The organism is uncultured Sulfitobacter sp. (genome assembly GCF_947502895.1).
Classification (GTDB): domain Bacteria; phylum Pseudomonadota; class Alphaproteobacteria; order Rhodobacterales; family Rhodobacteraceae; genus Sulfitobacter.
Window position 1 is genome coordinate 24,890 of record NZ_CANNBM010000005.1, and the last position, 26,323, is coordinate 51,212.

Here is a 26,323-nt window from a genome sequence, read left to right on the forward strand (position 1 = left end):
TCTGATGCGATCCGCACCCTATCTTTCAGGCAAAGCACCCTCTATGACCCAGCACCTTGCACCAAATGACCCCAAAACCAAAAGCGAACTGATCGAGAGCATTTATCGGATCGCATTAGAGCCACAGACATACGACAGCTTTATGGGCCATTGGGACGAGTTCATTCTGGAGCAGATATCCAAACTAAACACACTGCAAGCCAGCACAGCTGCCGTTAATACAGCACTGAGCGAAACCGAGATAACAAACCACTTTGCCATTGCCATGCAGTTGCTGGAACAAGCAGGTCGACCCGAAATAGCGAACAAGCCAGAAACAACCCGAAGCAGTGTTCCGCAGCTGGTCTTCAGCAGCTCTGGCATGCTGGTCTGGCACAACAATGCCGCCCGTACGGCATTCGGCATAGGGCACGGCGCAACGCTGGATGATTTCACTCTGTCAGATACCCACCGCACACAAGTACGCGAACTCTTGTCAGGGCAGTTCACCGCGCGGACGGTACTTGTCCGCGTAATGCCCGCCGATGGTGAAAAACCTCTGCCTATGGCGTTCCAGCTTTCCACCACCTCGGCGCAAGAGCGTCTTTTTATGGCAACTCAGGTTAGACAGAGCTGGCCGGAAACAACAGGCCCATTGCTGGCCAGTGGATTCGGCCTCAGCGCATCCGAGATCGACATCTGCGCACTCTTGATTGAAGGGCAGAACCCCGCAGAAATTGCCCAAACCCGCAAAAGCGCTTTGGGAACTGTGCGCACGCAAATCAAAAAAATCCTGCAAAAAACGGACTCTTCGGGGCAAGTTGAATTGGTCAGCCTGCTGCATTCAACCATGCGACTGGCAGAAGACGACACGCCCGATCAAATCCCCGAGGCGAAAATTCCCGACCGTGTCTTGAATGTGCAGCTTGCGAACCGCGTCATGCCTGTCGAAACTTTTGGTGATCCGAACGGCACGCCAATCATTTTCTTCCATGGCATGTTGGACGGAAACACTATGACGGATCGCTTGCGACGGCTCCTCCATGAACATGGCTTTCACCTGATTTGTCCGGTCCGCCCCTCTTTTGGCAACGCCACACCCGATGATACCGGACCGATTTCAACCGCCCCCCAAAGACTTGCCCGTGATGTCGAAGTGCTGCTGGATACAACGGGCGCAAAACGTCCTATCCTGCTGGGGCATATGGCCGGATCGGTTTATGCGTTTGCGACAGCCGCCCATTTGGGCGATCGCGTGCGTGCGGTACTGAACGTCTCGGGCGGCGTGCCAATCGTGTCGCCTTCCCAATTTGCCTCGATGTCTGTCCGGCAACGAGTGGTAGCACTCACGGCACGCTATACCCCACGCGTGCTACCGTTCGTCGTGCGGGCAGGTATCAACCAGCTTGATAATGCAGGAGAGCGGCAATTCCTCCATTCGCTTTATCAGAACAGCCCGTGTGACATGCGCACTGTTGCAGATCTGGAAATCCGCGATATCGTCGTTGCCGGTTTTTATTTTACCATCACGCAGGGCCATAGTGCGTTTGAGATCGACAGTTACCATGTGGTGCGTAATTGGAGCGCCACAGTCGCAGACACAGATATTCCGATAGAGCTGTTGCACGGCGTGCATGATCCTGTTGTCAGCATCGACTCTGTGCGCGACTTCCAAGCACGTCACAGCAACCGCGCCCGCCTGACCGAGCTGGAAAATACGGGCCAGCTGGTTTTATACGAGCAACCCGATGCGCTGATCGAAGCGCTGGAGCGCCTGCGCAATTCCTAACCACGCGCTGCCATTCTTGCGCCTTTGGTGTCGCCCGACTAGAACGAAGCATCAAACCCGTCAGGACGCTCATGACCACAGCCCCCCTACCCGACCACGAGATTACCTACCGCAAGGCGCGCGATCTGATCCTGTTTGGAGAACTCGCCCCCGGCGAAGCGGTGACCATTCAGGGGATCGTCGACCGTTTGGGCACAGGCATCACGCCGGCCCGCGAGGCAATACGCCGCCTCACCGCCGAAGGCGCGCTACGCTCCAGCGACAACCGCCGCCTCATGGTGCCTGAGTTGACGATGGAGCAGTTACAAGAGCTGACCTATGCGCGCACAGGCATCGAGCCGCAGATCGCTCGGCTTGCTGCCGTGGGCATTACATCTGCTGAAATCGACGCGTTAGAGAAGATTGACGCCCAAGTAAATGCCGCCCTTTCGGCTGGCAACATCCATGACTATCTACGCTACAATCATGTATTCCACTGGACGCTTTATGCCCATTCGGAAGCTGAAATTCTAATGGCAACAGCAGCCGCGCACTGGCTGCGGGTGGGCCCCTCGTTGCGTGGAATGGTCAAACGCAACGAAACTACCCCACTACCGGACATGCACGAAGTCGCCATAGCAGCATTGCGCGATGGTGATTACGAAGCCGTAGGCGAAGCTATCCACAACGATATTCTTCAGGGTCATGCAAACATCGCCCAAGGTCTCGAAGCAGCAGAATAGAGCCTGTTATTTGTGGTACCCTTCAATCACCGCAACTTCGTCGCGTGATCCAAGAATAACCGAAACACGCTGGTGATGTCCCGTTGGCGCGACTTCCAAAATGCGCCCTGTCCCGGTTGAGGATGCCCCCCCGGCCTGTTCAACCAACATTCCCATGGGGTTTGCCTCATACATCAGGCGCAACTTACCACCCTGCCCCGCGTTGCCAGTATCTTTGGGGTACAAAAACACCCCACCCCGCGTGAGTATACGGTGCACATCCGCCACCATTGACGCGCACCACCGCATATTGAACTTTTTGGCGCGCGGTCCATTTTCGCCGCGCAAACAATCATCGATGTACTGGCGCACAGGCGCTTCCCACAAATCATATCGCGAAGCGTTGATCGCAAACTCCTGCGTTTGTGGTGGTATGGTCATTTCTGCCTGGGTCAGCAAAAACTCTCCAGATCCGGGGTGATGGGAAAAACCGTCGACCCCCTGCCCCGTTGTCACCACCAACCCTGTAGATGGGCCATAAATCGCATAGCCTGCTGCTATCTGCTCGGTCCCTTTTATCTGGACTGCTTCTGCCGACGGCTCAACCGCGTCACCAAGGCGCACGATGGAAAAAATCGTACCTACAGACAGGTTCACATCCAGATTGGATGAACCATCAAGCGGATCATAGTAAACTACAAAATCACCCGCTTGCGGGTTCGTCTTGCACCAGTTCACTTCATCAACTTCTTCTGACACCAACGCCGCTAGCGCCGGATTACCACCAACGATCTGCTGAAATATTTCGTCCGAGATAACATCGAGTTCTTTTTGGGTCTCGCCTTGGATATTTTCGGTTTCAGCAGCGCCCAACACTCCTGCAAAAGCACCATGGCGCACACGGTCTGAGATCATGCGGCATGCGGTTGCGATGTCCTCCATCAGGATCATCAGATCGGTTTCAATGCTTTGGCTTGTTAAATGTTGGCGCAAGGTAGTTTGTGTCATGGGAAATCCTGTCTGGGCTGCGCCCTTCTTAGTGTGTTGTCTGCTTGGAAACCAGATCAGCGACGGCCTGCGCCAACCAGTCTGGATCAACCGACGCCCCTTTCAGGGTAAGCGACAAAGCCCCGTTCGCCGCAGCCTTTACGGAGACCTGAACAGCGCCGTTACTGGCTTTCGATGGCTTTGAAGGTGCCGTTGGTTTGGGTTTGTCTGGAGCACCGCCTCGCAGCCGCGGGATGATCTCCCGAAAGGCACGCTTGGGTGTATTGACGATATCAACCTCGGCTACAATTCTGTCATGCAATTCGACACATGCACGGCCAAGAGATACGTCATTCTGACTGACCGAAAGGCGCTGTGCAATTTCCTGTTGGCTGAGATCACCAAGAGCGTCTGCGATCAAACCGATAGACAGCAATTCCTCAAAGCCACTGAGGTTCTTGCGCATTGTATTCTCGTGAAACCGCTCTTCCAAATCAGCTAGCGCCGCTTCACCTTCAACAGTCGCAATGACCGCAATGACCTTGCGGTTAAGGATCTGACACGCAGCCAATCTCCGGCGGCCGGACTGGATGATGAAACGATCACCTGTCTCAAGCGGATTATCGCGGTCTGGCTGCCATGCGGGGTCAACTGGCCGCACGCGAATTGCCTGTGTCTGCCCGCGGCGTGCGATGTTGTCGATCAGCGCCTGAAATTCGGGTTCGTCACGCCACCCTTCCTGTCGGTCACTCCCCGTGGGGTCATCAACCTGATCAGGCTGCAACTCGATCGCGACAGTCCCGTTCAGAATACCATCAGCAAATGTTGCGCGGGTATCGTCAAGTCGCTGGCGCAGCATATTCATGGCTGTGCCGCCCCACATACCTCCCATTCCGGGCTTCCCTGTTTCTCCCGTATCTTCTTCTAACGGAATCGTTGTCGCATCGAGTTTGCGCTTGCGTGCCATCAACCCCACCTTTCTTTAATAAACTGTTCAGCAAATCCGCGCACCGGCAAGTGCGGCAGCACCCGCGCCACAAGGCTGTCGTTCACGGCATTCGCATTGGTCATAAATGCCTTGGCTGACGTGCGTCGTGTACGCGGCGGAAGATATTCATAGATGCTTTTGTATTCCTCAGCGGCATTGGCAATCGCGTCAGAGCGGTTGTACCAAACCTGACTAATCTCGCGCGGAGAGCGGCGGTAGAGATCAAGTATCTGGTCGGTATCTTGGTTGTTCTGTTCCTGCACAATCGTCGGCAAAACAACATGAGCACCGTTCCCGATCTCAAGATCAGCTTCAAATCCCATGATGAATTCCAGATATTCACCAATGTTACCGATGTAGGTCGCGAGCGTGGCCAGATCAAAACCCTTCATCGTCTGCGGGATCACAACGCTATCTGCCGCGATCAACCCGTTCAACTGCATCAGGGTCAAGGATGGCTGCTGATCGATAACAATCACATCGAGCGTTTCATTCAATGCCGCCTCAAATCGGGCAGGGTCAAAGGCACCTTCACCATCCCGAAGATCTGCCGTGGAGGTCTTTGGCGGATAGGCAGCGCTCCATCCAGTTATGGCATCCCGCAAGACGCGGTACACAGGCACGCCCCCACGCTGGGACAAGAAGAACAAACTGATGTCACCGTTCTGGATATTTGCACCACCAGGGATAAGCCGCACCCCGGGCCACGGCGTTGCGCGCCAAATCTCATTCAACTCTTCGGGAGTGCGCTTGGACAATTCTGATGCGCCCGGGTCATCCACCCCCATAAATTCGGCTAGGGTGGGGGTATCCGGCGCGAACAATGGGAGGTCTGCATCTGCGAAGTAGAGGCTGGCTGTGGCTTGCGGATCGGCGTCGATGATACCAACACGCAGACCGTAGAACAGCGACAGATACTGAGCAAAGTGCGCAGCGGTGAGCGATTTTCCTGTGCCGCCTTTCTGCGCACCAAACGTAATCACCTTCACAGGATCGCCGGCTTGACGCCAGTATAGGTGGTCGCGACGCGCACCAGGTCGGCTGGCAAGAATGCCGCGTATTGTGATGATCTCAGAGGGCGAAAAACTCCGCTCACGCCCAGTCCGCTCACCTTCCGGATAGTGCGGCTCATCCTTGGCGATGCGTGTGAGGTAGGTCGTATCAACCCCGAGGAACTCGGCGACCTCAGTTTGAGAGAACCTGCGCGCTACGCGGCTTCGCATCGTGAGGTCGCGCTGGAGCTTGGTGTTCACCTGCGCCATGACCCGCCCCATATTGCGGATGAATTGTTCGAATTGCCCGTATGCCATTATCTTTATATCCGCGGATATTGCTATGCTGCGACTTTGGAGCTTATCGCCAGTGAGGGCAAGCTCCGCTGGTAGAGTTTCCACCGCCGCAGATAGGATTTCAGAAGTTTGTATTTGGTGCTTTCGCCATCATAGCGAGGCAGATCTTTGATGATCCGCAATATCTGATACACATTCGGCGGCTTTCGCCAGTACGTTTGCCATTGTTCGTTTAGTGCTTTCATCAGTGCATCAAGCATCTCCATTGATGTTAGGTGTTGCTCTACGGCTGCTATAACTTCGGTGGAGGGTTGCTCTATTTGGTGGTGGGCCGCAAACATCGAAAGCGCTTTTGCAATATCCGCGGATATAATGGGTGGTTGGTCGGGTTCTTTTGTAAGCGCAGTACCTGTGCGGGCTACCAGTTCATCGCTTGGCCATGCAGCAAAGCCAGGGTAGGGCGCTTGGCCTGCAAGTGATTTCCATTGTGAAACGAGATCATCAAAGGACCCTAACTGTTGTTTTTTATAGATATGATTTTTAGTTTCTAACGGGCGTTCATCTGGCTGAACTCTGCGTTCATGTTTCTTGGCAGGCACAGTCGTCGCGCGAGCTTTGTCTTTGCTAAGGTCTGCCCGCCATTCTTTCCAGAAAGTCACGGTATAGCGAAGGCGGTAATTATAGCCGTTAGCCATCTTTTGCTCTTCGGTTGTTAACACACCCGCTGTGCGCAGCTCGGCGATGTAGCCGGAGACAGCCGCGCGGGATCGCCCAAGGCGGCGACCAAGTTGGGCAAGAGAGGGCCAGCACTGACCGGATGCATTCGCCATTCTGCAAAGTTCTGCAAGTGTGCGAAACGCACCTGGAGTGAGGTCGAGGTCAAACAGGGCGACAGGAAAGGCGACAAAGCCTTTGTTAGGGTCGCAATCAAGAATTTCAGACATAAAAGCTCCATGCGCTGCAAGCAGGGCTTGCGGCGATTCGGGCGCAATGATACTGTCAGGAACAAGCAAACGGACAGTGTCATTGCTGACATTGACGGATAGGCTCGGATGGCTGCAACCATTCGAGCCTTTTGTTTTATGGGATCTGCTGGATGTTCTGCCCCTCCATGATCGGTTTCACCTATGCGCCGCTGCCCACGATTTTTCGTGGTTTCTGAACGGCACGCTGCCTCTCGGAGGGTGTATTGCCTCCTAGTCCCTGTATTAGGTCAGGTTTGGCGTTAAATGCAATGACTAATCGCAGCAAGGCCGATTTGGGGCGTTGGGGGTCACCGGATACGGGCTTCGGTTTTGGCATCGAACAACATGACATGTGCTGTTTCAAAGTCTAATTTGAGGCCGGCATTTTCCGGTGCGGATGTGTCGCCTCGGTTTTCGACAATCACCCGTTCGCGTGTCGGGGTGGTGAGATAGTCATAGGATACGCCGCCCAGATGCTCGCGGATGTCGAGGGTGATGGGGCTGTCGGGTTGGGGTGCCACATGCAGATGCTGCGGACGCAATCCGATAAATACCTCGGTTCCATCAGCAGGTAAGGTTACAGGCGCATCAATCAGCTTCCCGCCCAAGGCGGGTACAGAAACCTTGTCGCCTTTTACCATGCCGCGCAGAAAATTCATGGCAGGCGAGCCGATAAAGCCCGCCACGAACTTGTTATCTGGATCATCATAAAGGGCGATGGGGGAGCCTACCTGCTCAATGCGCCCCGCGCGCAGCACGACTATTTTGTCGGCCAATGTCATTGCCTCAACCTGATCATGTGTGACGTAGATCATCGTTGCGCCGATTTCATTGTGCAGGCGGGCAATTTCCACGCGCATGTCCACGCGCAGTTCGGCGTCGAGGTTCGAAAGCGGCTCGTCAAACAAGAATACCTCTGGTCCACGCACAATGGCGCGCCCAATCGCCACCCGTTGTCGCTGACCACCTGACAGTGCTTTGGGCTTGCGTGCCAGATAATCATCCAGCTGTAGAATAGAGGACGCCTCGGCTACTTTTTTGGAAATCTCGGTCTTTGGCACGCCGTTCATCTTGAGGCCGAAGCCCATGTTTTCGGCGACCGTCATATGTGGGTAGAGAGCATAGGTCTGGAAGACCATCGCGACACCGCGATCTGCTGGCTCGGCGTGGGTGACATCGCGGGCGCCGATATGGATCTCGCCAGCGCTTGTCGCCTCCAGCCCCGCGACCATGCGCAAAAGCGTGGATTTACCGCAGCCGGACGGGCCAACGAAAACGCAGAACTCTCCATGTGCAATTTCGAGGTCGATGCCATGGATCACTTGGGTTTCGCCGTAGCGTTTGATCGCGTTTTTCAGGGTCACGCCAGACATGGGTCGTCTCCTCTCAGGGATGTGCGGGAAATTGCCAATCTTGTGCGGCTGCGCCGATTTGCGCACATGCAGTGAGCAGGGCAGGGCGCAGGGCACTCAGATTTGACAGGCTGTTGCGGTTTGTGGAGCTTGCGATAGAGAGCGCGCCAATCACACTTCCCGCCCGCCCGTGTATGGGTGCGGCAATGGAGATAACGCCTTGTTCGTGCTCTTCACGGTCAAAGGCTACTCCATCGGCGGCAATTTCACGTAGCTCTGGCAGAAGGGTTTCAACGCTGGTGTGCGTATTGGGCGTATAACTTAAGAATGCCTGTTGGCGCAGCGCACGCGTGCGACGATCTTCTGACAGAAATGCGAGGATGGCTTTGCCGACACCCGTGCAAAACGCAGGTGCGACACGGCCAGGCTGGGCCAGCGTTTCAAACAGCGGGTCAGACCGGCGCTTGTCTATAAATATTACCTGTCCGTTGTCGATCTGCGCCAGATGCACTGTCTCGCCCGTCTGTGCGGCGAGCGCCTCCATCGTAGGCGCGGCCAGAGGGGCGAGCGAGCTTTGCCCCCAAGCCGTATGTGCCAGCTGCACCAGTCGCAAGCCGAGGTGATAGGTTTGGGTTTCAGGCGCATAGGTCAGTAGGCGTTGATGGGTCAGAGTTTGCAAAAAACGATAGAGCGTTGCCTTGGGGTGCGTGCTCTTGGCCAAAAGTTCAGAGAAGCGAACAGGGCGGCCAAAGGCTGCGACGGAATCAAGAACATCCATCGCTTTTCCAACTGTGCCATCACTTTTCACATGTTCGTTCATTGCTCTCTCAGACTGATACTCCGTGTCTCGATAAGGCACGAAATCGTTGACAGGCTATGCGTGCTACCGCATATTTTCAATAGTTGAGATCAGGTTTCATTATTTGGAACCTCGCGGCAGGGTGACGGAGGAGCGTGCCGTGTCGGTGTCTCGTATGAAAACCACTAGGGAGGACATCATGTTCCAACGTACCAAAACGCTGCTGGCGGGGCTTGCAGCCAGCACGATGCTGACAGCCGCAGCATTCGCGGGTGAGCTGATTATCAATACCGACACTTCCGACCCCGCGCCAAAGAAAGCGTTTGAGGAAGTCATTGCAGGGTTTGAAGCCGAAAACCCTGATATCAAGGTGACATGGAACCTGTTCGATCACGAAGGGTACAAAACGTCGATCCGCAATTTTCTTACGGCGGATGCGCCTGATCTGGCCAACTGGTACGCGGGCAACCGGATGTTGCCATATGTGAATGCAGGCCTGTTCGAGGCTGTGGATGATGTTTGGGAAGAGAACGGACTGAACGAATCCCTCGCTTCTGCAAAAGGGTCGATGACGATTGACGGAAAAATCTGGGGTGTGCCGTACACCTATTATCAGTGGGGCGTCTATTATCGCAAAGACCTGTTCGAGGCGAACAACATCGCGGTGCCAAAAAACTGGGACGAGTTTAAGGCCGCTGGTGAAACGCTGAAAGCGGCGGGCATCACGCCGATCACCATCGGCACCAAGTATCTGTGGACCGCTGGCGGTGTGTTTGACTACCTCAACCTTCGCACCAACGGGTACGAGTTCCATATGGCACTGACACGCGGCGAAATTGCGTGGACTGACGACCGTGTGCGCGCCACCATGGCCAACTGGAAAGAGCTTCTGGACGCAGGCTTCTTCCTTGAAAACCACGCCGCGTTTAGCTGGCAGGAAGCACTGGCACCAATGGTGCAGGGTGAAGCAGCAATGTATGTAATGGGTAACTTCGCGGTGGCACCACTGCGCGAGGCTGGCCTGACGGATGATCAGCTTGGCTTTTTCCAGTTCCCGATGATCAACTCTGACGTGCCGATGGCCGAAGAAGCCCCGACAGATACGATCCACCTGACAGCCAACGGCAAGAACAAGGAGAATGGCAAGAAATTCCTCGCCTATCTCGCACGCGCGGATGTTCAGACCCAGATCAACGAAACGATGGGCCAGTTGCCGATCAACAAGAACTCGTCTGTCGGTGACGACAAATTCTTGCAAGCCGGTTACGAAATGCTGAGCAATACCGATGGCGGCATCGCACAGTTCTTTGACCGTGACGCACCTGCCGAAATGGCAAAGGCTGGTATGGAAGGTTTTCAGGAGTTCATGGTCAAGCCCGAACGTCTGGATAAAATCCTTGAGCGTCTTGAGAAAGTGCGGATGCGCATCAACAAATAAGACCAAAAGCACCTCCGCAAATGCGGGGGTGCTTTTCTAGGGTAGGGGGCAACATGCAAAGCTATTGGAAGCGTAACCAGCAGCGACTGGCGCCATGGATATTCCTCGCACCGGGCATGTTCATGTTTGCCGTCTATGTAATTTTTCCAATCTTCCAGTCCGTCAGTCTGTCTTTCTATGAGTGGGACGGTCTGGGTAAAGCGACATATGTTGGGACCGACAACTATGTCGAATTAATGGACGACGAGGATTTCTATACCTCGCTCAAGAACAACGTGATCTGGCTGGTGCTGTATATGCTGGCAATCCCGGCAGGGTTGTTTGTGGCGCTGTTTCTCAACCAGACAGTACGCGGTATCCGCATCTACAAATCGTTGTTCTTCTTTCCCTTTGTCATTTCCCAAGTTGTTGTTGGGTTGGTGTTTTCGTGGTTCTACGATCCGAGCAATGGTTTGCTGAACATTTTTCTGGGGGTATTCGGTGTTGATCCCATCGCTGTTTTGGCAGACGAGCGTTACGTGACCTACGGTATCATCGCCGCAGGGCTGTGGCCCCAGACGGCTTATTGCATGATCCTTTATCTCACAGGTTTGAACGCCGTAGACCCCGAACAGATCGAGGCTGCGCGGCTAGACAACGCAAAAGGTCTCAAGCTGTTGTGGTACGTGGTTTTGCCGCAGCTAAAGCCAGCCACATTCATTGCTGTGGTTGTCACGATCATCGGCGCGCTGCGCTCGTTCGATCTCATCTCGATCATGACAGACGGTGGGCCTTATGGCTCGTCTCGGGTGCTCGCGTTTTATATGTATGAGCAGGCCTTTTCGGAGTACGGCTTTCGCATGGGGTATGGCGCAGCTATCGCAGTGGTGTTGTTCGCTATCATGATGATCTACATCGCGTTCTTCTTGTGGAAAATGTACCGCGACGAAAAAGGGGCGCACTGATGTTTCCGACCCCGATTGAAAAGACATCATCGCGCGCGCAATTCGCGTACAAAGTGGCGCTACCCGTCGTGCTGATCTTGTGGTTGTTGCCGCTGATCGCGGTTGCGATGACCTCCGTTCGCTCAGCAGGGGATATCACGGCTGGCAATTATTGGGGTTGGCCCACATCGTTTAACATGCTGGCCAACTACACCGCGATTTTTGAAAACACGCCAATAGGCAAATACATCCTAAACAGTTTCAAGGTTACGATCCCCACGGTGATCGGCGCAGTGGCGCTGTCGTGCATGACGGGCTTTGCTCTCGGGGTGTACCGCTTCAAGGGTAATTTGCTGATCTTCTTCATGTTTGTGGCCGGTAACTTCATTCCTTTCCAGATCCTGATGGTGCCCGTGCGCGACCTGACGCTGGATTTGGGAATGTACAACACAACGGCTGGTCTTGCGTTGTTTCACATCGCCTTCCAGACAGGGTTTTGTACGCTGTTTATGCGCAATTTCATCCGCGCCCTCCCGCAAGAACTGATCGAGGCGGCGCGGGTTGAGGGCGTGTCGGAGTTTCAGATTTTCTGGTATGTGGTCCTGCCTTTGATGAAGCCAGCGATCGCGGCGCTCAGTGTGCTGATCTTTACCTTCATCTGGAATGACTATTTCTGGGCCACAGTTCTGACCCAGGGGGCGGATGTGCAGCCAGTTACAGCGGGGCTCTATTCTCTCAACGGGCAGTGGGTGGCGCAGTGGCATTTGGTCTCTGCGGGGTCCATCGTGGCTGCGATGCCGCCTGTGCTGATGTTCTTTGCGATGCAGCGGCACTTTATTGCGGGCCTTACGTTGGGTGCGGTCAAATGATCCAGACGTGGCGGTTGGACTGCCCAGATCAGACACTGGTGTTGGCTGTGCGCGATAGCGCTTTGGCTGCGATTGTGTACTGGGGTGCGTCCTTGCCTGATGGCGAGAATCTGCAAACAATCGCCCGCGCGGGCGAGTTGGACGTGACGGGCGGGATGTTGGATGTGAACCCCGCCTTGTCGGTTTGCCCTCAGGCCAGTGACAGTTTTCCGGGCCAGCCCGGTATGACAATCCGTGGCGAAGATGGTGCGCCATTGATGCCCAAATTCTCGTTCGAACGGGCTGACGAAGGGCAGGGGGCTCTGGCTCTGCATTTTAGGGATGTAGATTTAGGCCTGCGCTATGTTGCGCATTTCGCAATTGATGCGGAGACGCGCATGATCAGCACCCGCGCGGAGCTAGAGTCTGACGTGGTGATACGTCTTGATTGGCTGGCAGCCCCCGTAATGCCCGCGCCACAACTGAGCGACACGATGCTGGATTTTTCGGGCCGCTGGGTGGGGGAGTTTCAAAGTAACATCACGCCTTGGTCTGCGGGCATCCGCATGCGCGAAAGCCGTGTCGGACGTAGTGACCATGCCCACTTCCCCGCACTGATTGTGCCGTGCCGCGGAGCCAGCAACACCCAAGGGCAGGCATATGCGTTTCACTACGGTTGGTCTGGTGGACACCGTATGATTGCCGAAGAATTGCCTGATGGTCGCCGTCAGGTGCAGTTCGGCCATGCCAGCGGCACACAGATCACGCCTGCGAACCGTTTTGAAACAGGAACACTTTATGCTGTTTATTCAAATACGGGTCTGAACGGATGTGCCGTAGGTTTCCAGCGCCACTTGCGTGACCGTATTGTAGAATGGCCTGATCGGGATCGTTCGCGCCCTGTGCATTACAACTGCTGGGAGGCAGTCTATTTTGATCATGACGTCACCGTTCTAAAAGACCTCGCCACGCGCGCTGCTGCTCTGGGGGCGGAGCGGTTTGTGCTGGACGACGGCTGGTTTGGTGTGCGCGATGACGACACGACATCGCTTGGCGATTGGCTGCTTGATGCGCGAAAATACCCAGATGGGTTGACCCCTTTGATTGACCACGTTCAGGGGTTGGGCATGCGGTTCGGAATTTGGTTTGAACCTGAAATGGTCAACCCGCACTCCGACCTCTACAAGGCGCATCCCGATTGGATATTGGGCGGGTCAGACCAGATACTTGGACGTCAGCAGATGGTGCTGGATATGGCGCAGCCACAGGTGTGCGACTATCTGTTTGCGCGGATTGATACGGTGCTGCGTAACTACCAGATCGACTATATCAAATGGGATCATAACCGTGTCCTGCCCTATCCCGATGCAGTGCAGACCGAGGGGACATATGCGTTGATCGACCGTTTACGTGCGGCGCACCCGATGACCGAGATTGAAAGCTGTGCCTCGGGCGGCGGGCGGGTTGACTTTGGCATTCTTGAGCGGACCCAACGCGTGTGGCTGTCGGATAGTAACGACGCGCGCGAGCGATTGCGCATCCAGCACAATGCGGCGTTGTTTCTGCCGATGGTCGTGACAGGCAGTCATGTAGGCCCGCGCACCTGTCACACCTCTGGACGGGTGTTTGATATTCGCTTTCGTGCTTGGGTTGCTGCCGCTAGGCACATGGGGTTCGAAATGGACCCGAGGGAGCTTACCTCGGAGGAAGCAGAGGTTTTGCGTGAGGTAACATCGTGGTGGAAAGCAAACCGTGACTGGCGACAAGACGCTGATATCTTGCGACTGGACAGTGCGGACCCTTCAGTGATTGCAGAACAGCAGCAGGCAGCAGATGGCGGACGGTTTGTCGTTTTTGCCGGTCTTGCTGATACTTCGGCCCAAATCGCGCCGCGTCCGTTGAGGCTGACACAGCTGGACGGGGCGCAAATGTATCGGATTACTGTGCTGAACCGCGCCGACGCGCCTACACTGTCGCGGGGAAGTCCCCTGCTCAAGCAGGGCAGCATGGAGGTGAGTGGTGCGTATCTGATGCAAAACGGAATTACGCTGCCGTGGTCGTTTCCAGATACAATGTGGGTGATCGAAGGGGTTGCGATATGAAGATGGCAAATTTCTATCCGAACATGAGGGCCATGCAATGAATACTGAATTTCACGATCTAAAAGGTAAAAGTGTTTTCATAACTGGCGGTGCTTCTGGGATAGGGGCGACCCTCACAGACGGGTTTATGGCACAGGGCGCAAGGGTTGCTTTCGTTGATATCGCAAATGTCGAAGAAGCAACTGATGCGCTACAGGCAAAGCACGGTACGCGTCCGTTGGGAATGCACTGTGATGTCTCTGATGTCGATGCCTTGCAATCTGCGATTTCACGGGCGGATACGGCGCATGGGCCTGTGCAAATTCTCGTCAATAACGCAGCTGATGACGTGCGTCATGCAACCGATGCGGTATCGCCCCAAATGTGGGACGAAAATACGGGCATTAATCTAAAGCCATATTTTTTTGCCTGTCAGGCTGTCTTAAAAGGGATGCAGGCGCAGGGTGGTGGGACGATCATCAACTTTTCTTCAGTGAGCTACATCATGGGGAATGCGGGCTATCCGCTATATGTCATGGCGAATGGTGGCATTACCGCCATGACCCGCTCATTGGCGCGTGAATTCGGGCCAGATGGCATTCGCGTGAATGCACTGGCACCGGGCTGGGTAAAGACCCCAAAGCAATTGAGCGCGCACGGTCTTGGTGATCCTGCAATACGCCAAGAGCATCTTGATAAACAGTGTCTAAAGCGCGTTATCGAACCAGAAGATATCTTGGGTCCGGTTCTGTTCCTTGCCTCTGATTGTAGCAAGATGATGACGGGACAGCTGATGGCAGTGGATGGTGGTGTGGTGGTCACTGGATGAGTTGGATTGCAGTAGATTGGGGGACAAGCCGTCTGCGGGTTTGGATCCATGATGATGCACAGGTGATTGCATTGAGCAGCGATGATGGCATGGGCACGCTTGCCCCTGCCGAATTTGAACGCGCACTTTTGTCTTTGATAGAGCCGCATTTGCGTCGGGATGTCGTCACGCCTGTGATCTGTTGCGGTATGGTTGGTGCGCGCCAAGGCTGGTCAGAAGCGCCCTATCGAAGCGTTCCTGCTGCCCCGCCTGATGCGACGGGAGCTAAGCGCGTGACCGGAACTGATCCGCGCATGGATGTGCGGATATTGTCGGGCATGTCACAACTGCAACCCGCTGATGTCATGCGCGGTGAAGAAACTCAGATCGCAGGATTTATTGCAACGCAGCCAGAGTGGGACGGCGTGTTGTGTCTGCCTGGAACACATTCGAAATGGGTGCATATCAGTGCAGGTGAAATCGTCAGCTTTCGGACATTCATGACGGGTGAGATGTTTGCGCTGCTGGCAAAACAGTCTGTTTTGCGCCATTCGGTTGATGCGCAAGACTTGGATGCTGAGGCATTCAAGACCGCTGTCGGCGATACCATGTCGCGTCCAGAAAGTATGGCGGGTGCGCTTTTCTCGCTACGGGCCGAGACGTTGCTAGACGGACTGGACCCCGCCACGGCGCGCGCGCGTTTGTCGGGTATGCTGATCGGGATGGAGCTTGCTGCGGCGCGGCCCTATTGGTTGGGGCAGAATATTGCATTGATCGGTGACGGGACACTTGCCAGTCTTTATGCTGCGGCATTGCAGGCGCAAGGTGTTCCAACGCAAACGGTAGATGCGGATGCGATGACGTTGCGCGGATTGTACAGTGCATATACCGCCATGAAGGGGACCTGAGACATGAGCCGACCGCTGATTGCGATCCTGCGGGGTGTCACCCCTGACGAAGTCGTCCCGATTGGCGCGGCATTGGTGGAGGCGGGGATCACCCGCATCGAAGTGCCATTGAACTCGCCTGATCCCCTCACTTCCATCTCGCGGCTGGTCGAAACGGTAGGTGAGGGTGTGTTGATTGGTGCAGGCACAGTGCTTAGTACAGATCAGGTTGATAGCGTGGCAGGAGTCGGGGGCAAGCTAATCGTCTCCCCCGACTGTAACCCTTCGGTGATCAAGGCGACCAAAGCCGCTGGCATGCAGAGCTTTCCTGGGGTGATGACACCAACCGAGGCATTTTCCGCGCTGCGCCACGGTGCCGATGGGCTTAAGTTCTTTCCTGGCAATCTGATCGGGCCATCGGGGCTAAAAGCGCTGCGTGCAGTGCTGCCTGCCAACGTCTCATGCTATGCTGTTGGTGGGGCTGCGCCAGACAATTTCGCGCTTTGGCTAGAGGCAGGTGCAGATGGTTTTGGCATCGGAAGCGGTCTCTTTCAGCCGGGGTTTGATCTGGCCCAAGTGACGCGCCGCGCTCAGGCAATTGTATCGGCGTATGACGCATTGGTGACATCGTGAAAGTCTTTGATGCGACCCAATGTGCGCTGGGGGAGGGGCCGTTGTGGCACCCCGAGCGGCACTCGTTGTTCTGGTTCGATATCCTTGAAATGCGGCTCTATGGTGAAGGATCTGTCCGTCAGTTTGATGAACACGTCTCGGCTGCCGGTTGGGTTGACCATGATACGCTACTGATCGCTTCGGAAACGCAGCTGTTTAGTTATAATCTAGAAACAGGTGCGCAAACTCACATCGCTCCGTTGGAAGCAGACAATGCTGTGACCCGCTCGAACGATGGACGCGCCGACCCGTTCGGTGGGTTCTGGATCGGATCAATGGGAAAGCAGGCTGAAAAATATGCAGGCACGATCCATCGCTATTATCGTGGTGCCGTCGAAGTCTTGTTTGAAGGGATCACCGTATCCAATGCGATCTGTTTTACTCCTGACAGAAAATTCGCCCTCTACACCGATACGCACAGCCGTCGGGTGATGCGTGTCGCGCTGGATGCAGAGGGCTGGCCCAAAGACGCACCAGAGGTTTTTATCGATACGCGGACCGAAGGGTTGAATCCGGATGGGGCAGTGATTGATGCACAAGGATGTTTATGGGTGGCGCAATGGGGCGCATCACGTGTGGCAAGGTACGGTCCTGATGGTGTCTTCATGGGGGCGGTAAGCATTGCCGCGAAACAGGCGAGTTGTCCCGCCTTTGGTGGCCCTGATCTGAGCACACTTTACATTACCTCAGCGGCTGTCGGGCTGGACGGACCCGATGAGGGAAAGACCTATTTTATTGAAACGCAGGCGCAGGGCCAGCGAGAACATCGGGTAATCTTGTGAGCACGCTAAAGCGGACATTGGGTGTTTGCTATTACCCCGAGCAATGGCCGCGTGAAATATGGAAGCAAGATGCACAGCGCATGGTCGAGGCAGGGTTGACCTGGGTGCGCATCGGTGAATTCGCGTGGCAATCGCTAGAGCCTGCGGCGGGCGACTACCGTTTGGAGTGGCTGGATGATGCGATAGACGTATTGGGGCGTGCGGGCCTGAAGGTGGTGCTGGGCACGCCGACAGCAACGCCTCCGCGTTGGGTACTTGCAAAGCATCCCGATATGCTGGCCTATGACGATCAGGGCCGCCCGCGCGGTTTTGGATCGCGGCGGCACTACTGCTTTAGCCATGATGGTTTTCGTAAGGAAGCCGCGCAGATCGTGACACAACTCGCGCAACGCTATGGGGCCAATCCTTATGTTGCGGCATGGCAGACAGACAATGAATACGGGTGCCACGATACAACGATCTCCTATTCCCCTGCCGCGCGCACAGCGTTTCAGCAGTGGCTGCGGGTGCGATATGAAGGCGATATCCACGCGCTAAACACCGCATGGGGCAACGTATTCTGGTCTATGACATATGATGATTTTGATCAGATTGACCTACCCAACTTGACCGTAACAGAGCCTAATCCAGCCCACAGTTTGGCCTTTCGTCGATTCAGCTCGGATCAGGTGGTGTCGTTCAATCGCGCACAGGTCGATATCATTCGCGCCCATTCGGATGCGCCTGTTACCCACAATTACATGGGTCGGATCACAGATTTCGACCATTTTGCTGTGGGGTCCGATCTGGATTTTGCCAGTTGGGACAGCTACCCGCTCGGCTTTCTTGAAGATCGCAGTGGTATGGATGCTGCCCACCAAAAACACTTTGCAAGACAGGGCGATCCTGACTTTCAGGCGTTTCATCATGATCTGTACCGATCAGTTGGTGGCGGGCGCTGGTGGGTAATGGAGCAGCAACCTGGTCCCGTGAATTGGGCGCCACATAACCCTGCACCGCTGGACGGCATGGTCCGCCTTTGGACTTGGGAAGCATTCGCCCATGGTGCGGAGGCTGTGTGTTATTTCCGTTGGCGCCAAGCGCCCTTTGCCCAAGAACAGATGCATGCAGGACTGCTGCGCCCTGATAGTGTTGCGGCTGCTGGATTGTCCGAGGCCTGCGAGGTTGCGCGTGAACTGTCGGACACGCCTGATGTTGTACCTGCACAAGCGCGGGTCGCTTTGATGTTTGACTACGATGCTGATTTTGCTTGGGCAGTGCAGCCGCATGGTGCGGGGCTAAGCTATTTTGGGCTCGTATTTGAAACCTATCGCGCTTTGCGCAGTCTTGGCTTGTCAGTGGATATCGTTCCACCGTCCAAACGGGACTTTGCGGGTTATACCCTGATCCTTTTGCCAGGGATGCTGTATGTGCCGGATGCGCTAAAGAGAGCGCTGCATCTTTGTGAAGGGCAGGTCGTCTTGGGGCCGCGCACAGGGGCCCGAAATAGCGAGATGGCAATTCCGGTGCCCTTGCCACCCGATTGGGCGGGGCTGGACGTGACTGTCGCCGCTGTTGAGAGCTTGCGAAGTGACACACCCGTTGCATTGCGTGGTGGCGGATATTTTACGGGCTACCGAGAGCAGATCGAGACGAACGCGGAAGTGTTGGAGTATTGCGCTGATGGTCAGCCTGCGTTTGTGCGGCAGGGCAATTTCTACTACCTGGCCGGGTGGGGCGATCAGCCCGCGCTGCGGCGATTGTTCGACACGCTTTGCAATAATGCCGGTTTAGAGACTATTTCACTGCCCGATGGCGTGCGGTGCCGCGATACGGGTGCTGAGCGGTTCTGGTTCAACTTTGATACAACTGCCCATAGCGTAGCGGGACTGGATCTGCCTGCGATTTCAGTCACACGCAGTGCATTCTAGACCGTAACGCCGAGCCTGACCTGTAAGCGCGACAGTGTGTGGGTATCCACGTTGATATGATCCAAATACCCCATAACAGAGCCGTATTTCTCGTCGATATGGCTCAGCATACCTGCCATTGCGCTGGCAGGGCTTTCTAGCAGTGTCGCGTAGCTTTCCACGTCTGCCCCGTTAGCGCGTGCCCTGCTCAAGAACTCACTCACCAGTTCCGGGATGAACTCCTGGGTTAGGGCATAGTCGCCAATAATGTCTGTATGCGAAACGCCTGCAAGACCCAGCAGCATCGCTGCGATTACGCTAGTGCGGTCTTTGCCTGCGGTACAGTTGAACAGTATGGCCCCCTCGCGAATTTCGGCCATGCGGCGCAAGATCGTGCAGATCGCTTCGCCGCGCGTTTCAACGGCGGTGACATACATGGCAAGCAGCGGGTGGCCATCGGGTACTTCGACTTCGGCTAGCGCATCAGGGGAGAGTGCGTCAAATAACGGCAGGTTCACCCATTCAACACCACGTTGTCGGGCAAGACGGCTGGGCGCATCGCGGACCTCTCGGGCAGTGCGCAGGTCGATCACCATGCGCAGTCCCTCGAAATGCAGCCGCTCCGGCTCTCCTTCGTCGAGACGGTGCAAACAGTCGCCGCGTAGAAAGCGCCGCCATGGTACAGATGTGCCTTGGGCATTTATGTAGCCGCCAAGATCGCGGAGGTTATAGGCACCGCGCATAACGATATGTCGGGAAGGGGGGCGTTGGGTCATTCTGCTGACCTAGTGCGGATGGGCACGTCCTGCAAGAAGGCTGTGATTGTTCATGCCGCGTTGCAGGGCGTTGGATAGGTGCGTAGGTTTGAACCGAGCACGAATGGAGTGGATTGGAAAGATGCAGAGAATTGCTGTTGTAACAGGGGCTGCTGGTGGCATGGGCCGCGCAATTGTGGACCGTCTGATTGCCGATGATATGGTTGTTATCGGGCTGGACATTGATGCAGACGCGCTGGCGCGAATGCACGGGATATCGGGTTTCACAGGAATAGAAACGGATCTGACAGATGCGTCGATCATTGCCGAGACTTTCGCCCATATTGGTAGAGCTTTCGGCGGCGTAGATGCCTTGGTGAACAACGCAGGCACGTGTTTTATGTCGGAGTTTCCGCACATTCCTGTGGAAGAGTTCGAAAAGCAGATGGCGCTGAATTTTTCGGGCGCGTTTCATTGTTGTCAGGCGGCTATTCAGTTGATGGAAGGGCGCGAAGGCGTGCGCAAGATCGTCAATATCTCTAGCAATGGAGCATATAACTTCGATGCTTTTGATCCGCCGCATTACCGCGCCTCCAAAGCTGCATTGGATACGCTAACCAAAGACCTCGCGCGGCGCTATGCAACTGACAAAATTGCGGTTAATTCCATCGCGCCCGCCATGACAGAGACACCGCTATTTGGTGTGGTGAGCAAAGAAGTCTTGGACAAAGCAATCGCGCAAATGCCCCATGGTCGTGCGATGAAACCATCCGAGATCGCCGCATGGGTTGGCTTTCTGGTCTCAAGCGCGGGCGATATTTCGAGCGGTAATGTGATCATTCTCAACCAAGGCCGTGACGTTCGTTAGGGTGTCGAGCCATACAAGTTCCCGATTGTTTTCGTCCTCGGGCCGCCATTAAACGAACCAGTCAGGCGCTTTTTTCAACGTCGGCCACTGTTCGGGCGAATGGCCAAAAATCACAGTGGCATCTTGCGCATCGGCCATCTTCATAAGGCGTGCGCCGTGCTGAATAGCCAACGGCACGTCCCATGATCCGGCGAATTTCTCGTCAATCTCGGCGGCGCGGCTAATAGCGTCAGAAGTGAGTAACACTGAACCTGTATTTGGCAGATCGATCATAAATGCCAGCTGTCCCGGCGCATGGCCGGGGCACAGCAGAACTGTGAACCCGCCGGTCAGGTCAAAATCTTCGTCAACCAGATGATATTGGGCATCGGGCCATTCCATTGGCTGTTTGCCAGACCAGTACATGGGGCGGGGCAGGGCACGTTCAGCAGCGGCGATCAGAATAGGCGCATCGGGAAAAGCATGCATATGGCCCACATGATCGATATGGGTATGGCTTTGTATCATCAGCGTGACGTCCTCGGGTCTGATCCCCAATTTGGCAAGTTGTGCTTGCGGCATATTTTCGGGTGTCACGGACAGCACGGAGCCAAAGCTACCAAGATCGTCTTCGGCGGTGGCAGCCTCTGCATCCGTCGCGTATTTCGAGGGGAAGCCAGTGTCGATCAAAACGGTCTCGTTTGCGTCTGTCTGGATGACATAGCCGCAAATTCCGATGATCCGCCCATTGGCGTGGACCTGAAACAGGCCATAATCCAGCACAGCCAAACGAATGGGTTTGCCCTTGAGGCGCAGTTGGTTTCTCATACGCAAGACCAAAAGGGGGCCGTGCATGAAAGTCAAGATTCACACGTTGTTCGAATATCTATTAGAGACGACCCAGAGCGCCCCCGAGGCGATTGTGGGTTTTTCACTATCGCAATCACCGCGCCTGCGGGATTTTATGGATGATCTCGATCCTGATCTACCGCTCGACTGGAACAATCGTGATTTTAGCGGCTTGCCCGAGTTGAAAGACCATGTGTTGAGGCAAGCGGGGCTGAGTGACATTTGTACGCCTTCGGATGTCCTTATCACTGCTGGAGCAGCCGAGGCGAACTATCTGGCGATCATGCAGCTGTTGCAGACTGATGACGAGATAGTGGTCGAGACGCCCGGCTGGCCGCAGGCGGAGGTTCTTGCGAAAGCGATTGGCGCAAAGGTTGTTACTGTTGAGCGGCAGGAAGCCGAAGGCTGGCGCCTGCCACTGGACCGATTGGCCGATGCGATTACGTCGCGTACGCGTATGATATTTTTGACCAACCCCAACAACCCGACGGGTGAGGTAATGGATGCGGATACAATGGCACAAGTTGTCACTATGGCTGACCGCGTGGGCGCGTGGTTGTTGGTGGATGAGGTTTATGCAGGATTGGAGTGGGATGGCCCACGCGCGCCCAGTGTTGCGGGAATGTATGCGCGGGGCATTACAACAGGTTCGGTGAGCAAAGCATTGGGCCTGCAAGGGCTGCGCACGGGTTGGATCATTTGCCCTTATGCCGCGCTGATCCGCGATGCAGTAATTCTGCGGGAGAATTCGTCAGAGATAATGAACATCATGGGCGAAGTGATTGCCGAGATCGCTTTGCGTCCTGATCGGTATGCCACGGCTATGGAAAAGGCCCGTTCCGAGGGCCGCGCGAACCTTGCTCATATGAACGCGTGGTTGGCCGATCAGGAAGGTCTGAGCTGGGTCAGTCCGCGGGCAGGATTGATAGGTTTGGGGCGTCTGCCAGACGGGATTAAGAGCGATACGTTCACGCGGTTTTTGCTCGCTGATCCGTACCGGACATTTCTGCTCCCGGGCAGTGCATACGGGCAAAACGGTCACATCAGGCTGGGTGTGGGTGGCGGTGCGGCGGCGAATTTGGATGAGGGTTTGCAACGGCTCTCCCAAGGTCTGCGCGATTATCGCGGACTGTAAATGCTGCCTCAGTTGCGGTTATGTGGATCCAGCAGTGCCAGCAGATCCAGCAGTTGTTCGTATTGCGCTAGACCGAGTGTGGTCTTGAAGCCTTCAACGATGCGGCCCGCCTGCTCGATATTGTCGTCGATGATTTTTTGCCCTTGAGGCGTGATGGCGACAATCTGGCGACGGCGGTCATTTTCGTCGCGGGTTTGGGTGATCAGCCCCTTGTTCCGCATGGTCGTTGCAATGCGTGTGAGGCTTGGGAACAGCAGGCTTGCGCGGTCGGCCAATGTGCTTGTGTCTAGCTCACCATGTTCGGCCAGCACCCGCAGGACGCGCCATTGCTGTTCGGTAATGCCGGTTTCCGAAAGCATCTCACGGATAGGGGCCATCACGCCTTCGCGGGCGCGGATCAATGCGATAGGCAAAGACCGCGCGGTATCGGGAAGCGGCTTTTTCATGATAATGTTGGCCTTTTGATTGCAGGATGGTGCTGCCAATTAACGTGATCCAATGCAAGCACAAGTTGTTTGTCGTGGCTTTGCCAAAGCCGCGCATATCGAAAGTATCGACGGGGTTATTTTTGTATGGATTCCAGATATTCCAGCAGGTCGGCAAAGTCGGCTTCAAGAACTTCACCGTCAGCGCCACCTTTTGGATAAACATGCGCCAATCCCACCTTGGCAAATTCCGGCATCGCGGCATCCGGGTTGGTTTTGTCAATCAGCCCCAGAACAAAGCGGCGCACAAACTCGCGTGGGAACACGCCGTCATTACGCTCGGACAGGCGGGTCAGATCAGGGGGTGTCTCGCCCAGCCCGAGTGATGCTTCGCCGCCGCCTGCGCCTGTCGGTCCATGACATTGCGCGCACTCTTTAACGTATATGCCCTGACCGCGCTTGATTGCTTCGCGCTGATCGTTGGATAGGGTGGCGCAGCCCGCAAAAAGGGCGATGCAGGTCGTGGTAAGAGCGAGGCTTCGTATAAGCATGATTTGGCTTTCCTGAGCGAGTGTAATCGTTGATCGCATCGCCAGCATAGGACAGTCAGGTGGCAGGTGCCACTTGGTACGGCAAACAATCGCCCACTGTTGCTGGCGGAATTAACGCCCTGCCAGTTGTGACGCAGCCTTCGCGAGCGCGGTAATTTCATCCCATGCGCCTGCTTGGATCAAGCTGTCAGGTGCAACCCAGCTTCCACCCGCACAGAGCACGTTATCAAGGCTTAGATAGTCGGACGCATTTGTGGGGCTGACACCGCCTGTGGGGCAAAACGTAATCTGTGGCAGGGGGGCGCCAATGGCTTTTAGCGCGGGTGCCCCCCCTGATGCCTCTGCGGGAAAGAACTTGAGCATGTTGTATCCGCGCTCTAACAGCCGCATCGCTTCGCTTGCTGTTGCTGCACCGGGCAACAGGGGCAGCCCCTCGCGTTCGCACGCCTCCAACAACGCATCTGTTGCACCAGGGGAGACCCCGAAACTCGCGCCGGCCTCTTTGGCGGCAATGACGTCTTCGGGCGTTACAAGAGTGCCTGCGCCTACGTACCCGTTAGGCACTTTGGCCATTTCGCGGATTGCATCAAGGGCTGCTGGAGTGCGCAGCGTTACCTCCAGCGCAGGCAGGCCACCCGCAATCAACGCAGTTGCCAAATCGCGGGCGTGCGCGGCGTCATTCACGACCAGAACAGGAACAATCGGAGCAAGATTGCAAATTTCGCGGGTGCGTCGGCTTGCGTCAGCAGGGGTAATGGCCATGGGTTAGTCTCCGAATATTGTGGCGCCTGTGTCGGCGGCACCGACCTTTTGGCGGAAGTTTGCAAATAGTTCGCGGCCTGTACCAAAATGGTTCGGCGCAAGGTCTGTAGTGGCGATAGGGCGATCGGTTACACCCTTCGTGATAATCTCTAGCACGCCTGTTTCAGCATCAACACGCAGAATGTCGCCGTCTTGCAGTTGGGCAATTGGGCCACCGTCAACGGCCTCCGGACAAACATGGATCGCTGCGGGTACTTTGCCGGATGCGCCAGACATTCTACCGTCGGTCACAAGAGCTACTTTTTGGCCGCGACCTTGGAGAATGGCCAGCAAGGGCGTGAGGCTGTGCAGTTCTGGCATGCCGTTTGCTTTCGGTCCCTGAAAGCGGACAACAACAATTACATCGCCTGTAAGTTCGCCCGCTTTGAATGCCGCTTTTACGTCGTCTTGGGTGCTGAACACTCGCACGGGTGCCTCAACGGTGCGGTGTTCAGGTGCGACTGCCGAGATTTTCATAACTGCGGTACCCAGCGACCCCGTCAGCCGCGATAGGCCACCAGTCGGCTGAAATGGATCATTTGCAGGACGCAGGATCTTTGTATTGAGACTTTGGCCTGCGCCTTCTTTCCAGATCAGTGTGCCATCTATCAACTGGGGTTCTTGGGTGTAGTGGTGCAGACCTTGACCAGCAACAGTCTGGGTGTCTGGATGGAGCAGACCCACCTCAAGCAATTGGCCGATCATATAGCCCAGCCCGCCCGCAGCGTGGAAATGGTTCACATCTGCCAGACCATTTGGATAGACGCGGGCCAGTAAGGGTGTGACTTCTGACAGTTCTGCAAAATCATGCCAGTCGAGAAGAATTCCGCCCGCCCGCGCCATTGCAATCAGGTGGATAAGCAGATTGGTGGAGCCACCCGTAGCATTCAGCCCTACGATCCCGTTTACAAAGGCGCGCTCATCCAGAATGTCGCAGACAGGAGTATAGCTCTCTCCCAGAGCGCTCAGCGAAAGTGCGCGTTGCGCCCCTTCTCGCGTCAGGGCTGCGCGCATATCTGTATTCGGAGTGACAAAACTGGCAGCGGGCAGGTGCAGGCCCATAAACTCCATTAACATCTGGTTGGTGTTGGCGGTGCCATAAAAGGTACATGTGCCTGGCCCGTGATAGGCCGCCATCTCGGCCGCCATAAGGGCCGCGCGATCTACTTCGCCTGTGGCGAACTGCTGGCGAACCTTTGCTTTTTCATCATTGGACAGGCCGCTGGTCATGGGCCCAGCCGGCAAGAAGACAGATGGAAGATGCCCGAATGTTTGCGCTGCAATAACAAGGCCGGGAACAATCTTGTCACACACACCCAGATAAACGGCTGCGTCAAATGTGTTGTGGCTGAGTGCGACTGATGCAGCAAGGGCTATGACATCGCGAGAAAACAGGCTCAGCTCCATCCCCGCTTCGCCTTGTGTCACGCCATCACACATAGCGGGCACACCGCCTGCAACTTGCGCTGTGCCTCCAATCTGGCGGACAGCATCACGGATGATGTCGGGATAGGTCTCAAAGGGTTGATGAGCTGACAACATATCATTGTAGGCGGTTATGATACCTAGATTGCCTGCATTGGTTGTTGCCAGACTATCCTTATCAGCGCCAGAAGCGGCATAGGCATGAGCTTGGCCACTACAAGACAAATGCGCACGTGCGGGGCCTTTGGATGTGGCGGCGGCCATGCGCTCCAGATACGGTCCGCGCGTGGCAGCGCTACGCGCGATAATGCGTTTTGTGACCTGTTCGACGATGGGGTTCAGTGACATGTCGTGTTCT

Annotated in this window: 25 protein-coding genes; 13 read left to right on the top strand and 12 right to left on the bottom strand. The window is 55.6% G+C overall.

All coding sequences use genetic code 11. The features are described from left to right. The first annotated feature begins 43 nt into the window (after positions 1-43). Both Q0903_RS16740 and Q0903_RS16745 read left to right on the top strand, forming a co-directional pair. Positions 44-1,768, top strand: coding sequence for an alpha/beta fold hydrolase (locus Q0903_RS16740; RefSeq protein WP_299417219.1), 1,725 nt, complete (start codon positions 44-46; stop codon positions 1,766-1,768). Positions 1,769-1,839: 71 nt separating this feature from the next. Further along, positions 1,840-2,490 carry a GntR family transcriptional regulator gene (locus Q0903_RS16745; RefSeq protein WP_299417221.1) on the top strand — a complete coding sequence of 217 codons (651 nt, stop codon included), beginning with the start codon at positions 1,840-1,842 and terminating at the stop codon, positions 2,488-2,490. Between the two features lie 6 nt (positions 2,491-2,496). Here Q0903_RS16745 and Q0903_RS16750 read toward each other — a convergent pair whose 3' ends face one another. The 6 genes from Q0903_RS16750 to Q0903_RS16775 form a co-directional block, all read right to left on the bottom strand. Continuing rightward, positions 2,497-3,477 carry a class 1 fructose-bisphosphatase gene (locus Q0903_RS16750; RefSeq protein WP_299417222.1) on the bottom strand — a complete coding sequence of 327 codons (981 nt, stop codon included), beginning with the start codon at positions 3,475-3,477 and terminating at the stop codon, positions 2,497-2,499. A 28-nt stretch (positions 3,478-3,505) separates the two neighbouring features. Then, positions 3,506-4,423, bottom strand: a complete 918-nt coding sequence (locus tag Q0903_RS16755; RefSeq protein ID WP_299417223.1) for a ParB N-terminal domain-containing protein — start codon at positions 4,421-4,423, stop codon at positions 3,506-3,508. Next, on the bottom strand, positions 4,423-5,754 hold the full coding sequence (locus Q0903_RS16760) for a ParA family protein (protein ID WP_299417225.1): 1,332 nt from the start codon (positions 5,752-5,754) through the stop codon (positions 4,423-4,425). Before Q0903_RS16760 ends, Q0903_RS16755 begins: the two co-directional genes overlap by 1 nt. A 23-nt stretch (positions 5,755-5,777) precedes the next feature. Beyond that, positions 5,778-6,677, bottom strand: a complete 900-nt coding sequence (locus tag Q0903_RS16765; protein WP_299417227.1) for a helix-turn-helix domain-containing protein — start codon at positions 6,675-6,677, stop codon at positions 5,778-5,780. 329 nt (positions 6,678-7,006) lie between these two features. After that, positions 7,007-8,071 (bottom strand): sn-glycerol-3-phosphate ABC transporter ATP-binding protein UgpC, encoded by a 1,065-nt coding sequence (gene ugpC, locus Q0903_RS16770; RefSeq protein ID WP_299417229.1) that lies wholly within the window; start codon positions 8,069-8,071, stop codon positions 7,007-7,009. A gap of 13 nt (positions 8,072-8,084) precedes the next feature. Then, positions 8,085-8,870 (bottom strand): IclR family transcriptional regulator, encoded by a 786-nt coding sequence (locus tag Q0903_RS16775; protein ID WP_299417231.1) that lies wholly within the window; start codon positions 8,868-8,870, stop codon positions 8,085-8,087. Between the two features lie 178 nt (positions 8,871-9,048). On the opposite strand from Q0903_RS16775, the gene Q0903_RS16780 reads away from it, so the two are divergent. The 9 genes from Q0903_RS16780 to Q0903_RS16820 are packed head-to-tail and all read left to right on the top strand — an operon-like array spanning position 9,049 to position 19,198. Beyond that, complete coding sequence (locus tag Q0903_RS16780; protein ID WP_299417233.1) at positions 9,049-10,287, top strand: extracellular solute-binding protein; 1,239 nt, start codon at positions 9,049-9,051, stop codon at positions 10,285-10,287. 53 nt (positions 10,288-10,340) lie between these two features. After that, positions 10,341-11,231 carry a sugar ABC transporter permease gene (locus tag Q0903_RS16785; RefSeq protein WP_299030909.1) on the top strand — a complete coding sequence of 297 codons (891 nt, stop codon included), beginning with the start codon at positions 10,341-10,343 and terminating at the stop codon, positions 11,229-11,231. Further along, on the top strand, positions 11,231-12,079 hold the full coding sequence (locus tag Q0903_RS16790) for a carbohydrate ABC transporter permease (RefSeq protein ID WP_299030908.1): 849 nt from the start codon (positions 11,231-11,233) through the stop codon (positions 12,077-12,079). The genes Q0903_RS16785 and Q0903_RS16790 overlap by 1 nt, the downstream gene beginning before the upstream one ends. Beyond that, the gene (locus Q0903_RS16795) at positions 12,076-14,160 is read left to right on the top strand and encodes an alpha-galactosidase (protein WP_299417236.1); all 2,085 of its coding nucleotides are present in this window, start codon (positions 12,076-12,078) and stop codon (positions 14,158-14,160) included. The genes Q0903_RS16790 and Q0903_RS16795 overlap by 4 nt, the downstream gene beginning before the upstream one ends. Positions 14,161-14,197: 37 nt before the next feature. Continuing rightward, on the top strand, positions 14,198-14,968 hold the full coding sequence (locus Q0903_RS16800) for an SDR family oxidoreductase (RefSeq protein WP_299417238.1): 771 nt from the start codon (positions 14,198-14,200) through the stop codon (positions 14,966-14,968). Beyond that, positions 14,965-15,855 (top strand): 2-dehydro-3-deoxygalactonokinase, encoded by an 891-nt coding sequence (locus Q0903_RS16805; protein ID WP_299417239.1) that lies wholly within the window; start codon positions 14,965-14,967, stop codon positions 15,853-15,855. Before Q0903_RS16800 ends, Q0903_RS16805 begins: the two co-directional genes overlap by 4 nt. A gap of 3 nt (positions 15,856-15,858) precedes the next feature. Beyond that, positions 15,859-16,467, top strand: a complete 609-nt coding sequence (locus Q0903_RS16810; RefSeq protein ID WP_299417241.1) for a 2-dehydro-3-deoxy-6-phosphogalactonate aldolase — start codon at positions 15,859-15,861, stop codon at positions 16,465-16,467. Then, positions 16,461-17,288, top strand: coding sequence for an SMP-30/gluconolactonase/LRE family protein (locus Q0903_RS16815; protein ID WP_299417427.1), 828 nt, complete (start codon positions 16,461-16,463; stop codon positions 17,286-17,288). Before Q0903_RS16810 ends, Q0903_RS16815 begins: the two co-directional genes overlap by 7 nt. Next, positions 17,285-19,198: a beta-galactosidase gene (locus tag Q0903_RS16820; RefSeq protein WP_299417243.1), complete on the top strand. Its 1,914-nt coding sequence runs from the start codon at positions 17,285-17,287 to the stop codon at positions 19,196-19,198. The genes Q0903_RS16815 and Q0903_RS16820 overlap by 4 nt, the downstream gene beginning before the upstream one ends. Here Q0903_RS16820 and Q0903_RS16825 read toward each other — a convergent pair. After that, positions 19,195-19,953: a tyrosine-protein phosphatase gene (locus tag Q0903_RS16825; protein ID WP_299417245.1), complete on the bottom strand. Its 759-nt coding sequence runs from the start codon at positions 19,951-19,953 to the stop codon at positions 19,195-19,197. The genes Q0903_RS16820 and Q0903_RS16825 overlap by 4 nt on opposite strands. 121 nt (positions 19,954-20,074) lie before the next feature. Here Q0903_RS16825 and Q0903_RS16830 point away from each other — a divergent pair, with 121 nt between their 5' ends. Continuing rightward, complete coding sequence (locus tag Q0903_RS16830) at positions 20,075-20,800, top strand: SDR family oxidoreductase (protein WP_299417247.1); 726 nt, start codon at positions 20,075-20,077, stop codon at positions 20,798-20,800. 48 nt (positions 20,801-20,848) lie between these two features. Here the strand turns inward: Q0903_RS16830 and Q0903_RS16835 are convergent, their stop codons facing one another. Next, positions 20,849-21,607, bottom strand: coding sequence for an N-acyl homoserine lactonase family protein (locus Q0903_RS16835; protein ID WP_299417249.1), 759 nt, complete (start codon positions 21,605-21,607; stop codon positions 20,849-20,851). Between the two features lie 25 nt (positions 21,608-21,632). Between Q0903_RS16835 and Q0903_RS16840 the strand changes: the two genes are divergently transcribed. Next, positions 21,633-22,763 (top strand): pyridoxal phosphate-dependent aminotransferase, encoded by a 1,131-nt coding sequence (locus Q0903_RS16840; protein ID WP_299417251.1) that lies wholly within the window; start codon positions 21,633-21,635, stop codon positions 22,761-22,763. A gap of 8 nt (positions 22,764-22,771) precedes the next feature. Here Q0903_RS16840 and hpaR read toward each other — a convergent pair whose 3' ends face one another. The 4 genes from hpaR to edd form a co-directional block, all read right to left on the bottom strand. Further along, on the bottom strand, positions 22,772-23,209 hold the full coding sequence (gene hpaR, locus Q0903_RS16845; RefSeq protein WP_299030898.1) for a homoprotocatechuate degradation operon regulator HpaR: 438 nt from the start codon (positions 23,207-23,209) through the stop codon (positions 22,772-22,774). A 116-nt stretch (positions 23,210-23,325) separates the two neighbouring features. Beyond that, positions 23,326-23,739, bottom strand: coding sequence for a cytochrome c (locus Q0903_RS16850; protein ID WP_299030897.1), 414 nt, complete (start codon positions 23,737-23,739; stop codon positions 23,326-23,328). Positions 23,740-23,850: 111 nt separating this feature from the next. Further along, positions 23,851-24,501 (bottom strand): bifunctional 4-hydroxy-2-oxoglutarate aldolase/2-dehydro-3-deoxy-phosphogluconate aldolase, encoded by a 651-nt coding sequence (locus Q0903_RS16855; protein ID WP_299417253.1) that lies wholly within the window; start codon positions 24,499-24,501, stop codon positions 23,851-23,853. Between the two features lie 3 nt (positions 24,502-24,504). Then, positions 24,505-26,313, bottom strand: coding sequence for a phosphogluconate dehydratase (gene edd, locus Q0903_RS16860; protein WP_299417255.1), 1,809 nt, complete (start codon positions 26,311-26,313; stop codon positions 24,505-24,507). Positions 26,314-26,323: the final 10 nt, after the last annotated feature.

What these genes read in the sequence shown, in the direction of transcription:
- Q0903_RS16850 (WP_299030897.1), bottom strand. Translation starts at nt 23,739, where the DNA reads ATGCTTATACGAAGCCTCGCTCTTACCACGACCTGCATCGCCCTTTTT.
- Q0903_RS16765 (WP_299417227.1), bottom strand. Translation starts at nt 6,677, where the DNA reads ATGTCTGAAATTCTTGATTGCGACCCTAACAAAGGCTTTGTCGCCTTT.
- Q0903_RS16785 (WP_299030909.1), top strand. Translation starts at nt 10,341, where the DNA reads ATGCAAAGCTATTGGAAGCGTAACCAGCAGCGACTGGCGCCATGGATA.
- Q0903_RS16740 (WP_299417219.1), top strand. Translation starts at nt 44, where the DNA reads ATGACCCAGCACCTTGCACCAAATGACCCCAAAACCAAAAGCGAACTG.
- Q0903_RS16795 (WP_299417236.1), top strand. Translation starts at nt 12,076, where the DNA reads ATGATCCAGACGTGGCGGTTGGACTGCCCAGATCAGACACTGGTGTTG.
- Q0903_RS16750 (WP_299417222.1), bottom strand. Translation starts at nt 3,477, where the DNA reads ATGACACAAACTACCTTGCGCCAACATTTAACAAGCCAAAGCATTGAA.
- Q0903_RS16745 (WP_299417221.1), top strand. Translation starts at nt 1,840, where the DNA reads ATGACCACAGCCCCCCTACCCGACCACGAGATTACCTACCGCAAGGCG.
- Q0903_RS16800 (WP_299417238.1), top strand. Translation starts at nt 14,198, where the DNA reads ATGAATACTGAATTTCACGATCTAAAAGGTAAAAGTGTTTTCATAACT.
- Q0903_RS16810 (WP_299417241.1), top strand. Translation starts at nt 15,859, where the DNA reads ATGAGCCGACCGCTGATTGCGATCCTGCGGGGTGTCACCCCTGACGAA.
- Q0903_RS16805 (WP_299417239.1), top strand. Translation starts at nt 14,965, where the DNA reads ATGAGTTGGATTGCAGTAGATTGGGGGACAAGCCGTCTGCGGGTTTGG.
- Q0903_RS16825 (WP_299417245.1), bottom strand. Translation starts at nt 19,953, where the DNA reads ATGACCCAACGCCCCCCTTCCCGACATATCGTTATGCGCGGTGCCTAT.
- Q0903_RS16840 (WP_299417251.1), top strand. Translation starts at nt 21,633, where the DNA reads ATGAAAGTCAAGATTCACACGTTGTTCGAATATCTATTAGAGACGACC.
- Q0903_RS16790 (WP_299030908.1), top strand. Translation starts at nt 11,231, where the DNA reads ATGTTTCCGACCCCGATTGAAAAGACATCATCGCGCGCGCAATTCGCG.
- Q0903_RS16855 (WP_299417253.1), bottom strand. Translation starts at nt 24,501, where the DNA reads ATGGCCATTACCCCTGCTGACGCAAGCCGACGCACCCGCGAAATTTGC.
- ugpC (WP_299417229.1), bottom strand. Translation starts at nt 8,071, where the DNA reads ATGTCTGGCGTGACCCTGAAAAACGCGATCAAACGCTACGGCGAAACC.
- Q0903_RS16775 (WP_299417231.1), bottom strand. Translation starts at nt 8,870, where the DNA reads ATGAACGAACATGTGAAAAGTGATGGCACAGTTGGAAAAGCGATGGAT.
- Q0903_RS16755 (WP_299417223.1), bottom strand. Translation starts at nt 4,423, where the DNA reads ATGGCACGCAAGCGCAAACTCGATGCGACAACGATTCCGTTAGAAGAA.
- Q0903_RS16760 (WP_299417225.1), bottom strand. Translation starts at nt 5,754, where the DNA reads ATGGCATACGGGCAATTCGAACAATTCATCCGCAATATGGGGCGGGTC.
- Q0903_RS16780 (WP_299417233.1), top strand. Translation starts at nt 9,049, where the DNA reads ATGTTCCAACGTACCAAAACGCTGCTGGCGGGGCTTGCAGCCAGCACG.
- Q0903_RS16835 (WP_299417249.1), bottom strand. Translation starts at nt 21,607, where the DNA reads ATGAGAAACCAACTGCGCCTCAAGGGCAAACCCATTCGTTTGGCTGTG.
- Q0903_RS16830 (WP_299417247.1), top strand. Translation starts at nt 20,075, where the DNA reads ATGCAGAGAATTGCTGTTGTAACAGGGGCTGCTGGTGGCATGGGCCGC.
- edd (WP_299417255.1), bottom strand. Translation starts at nt 26,313, where the DNA reads ATGTCACTGAACCCCATCGTCGAACAGGTCACAAAACGCATTATCGCG.
- hpaR (WP_299030898.1), bottom strand. Translation starts at nt 23,209, where the DNA reads ATGAAAAAGCCGCTTCCCGATACCGCGCGGTCTTTGCCTATCGCATTG.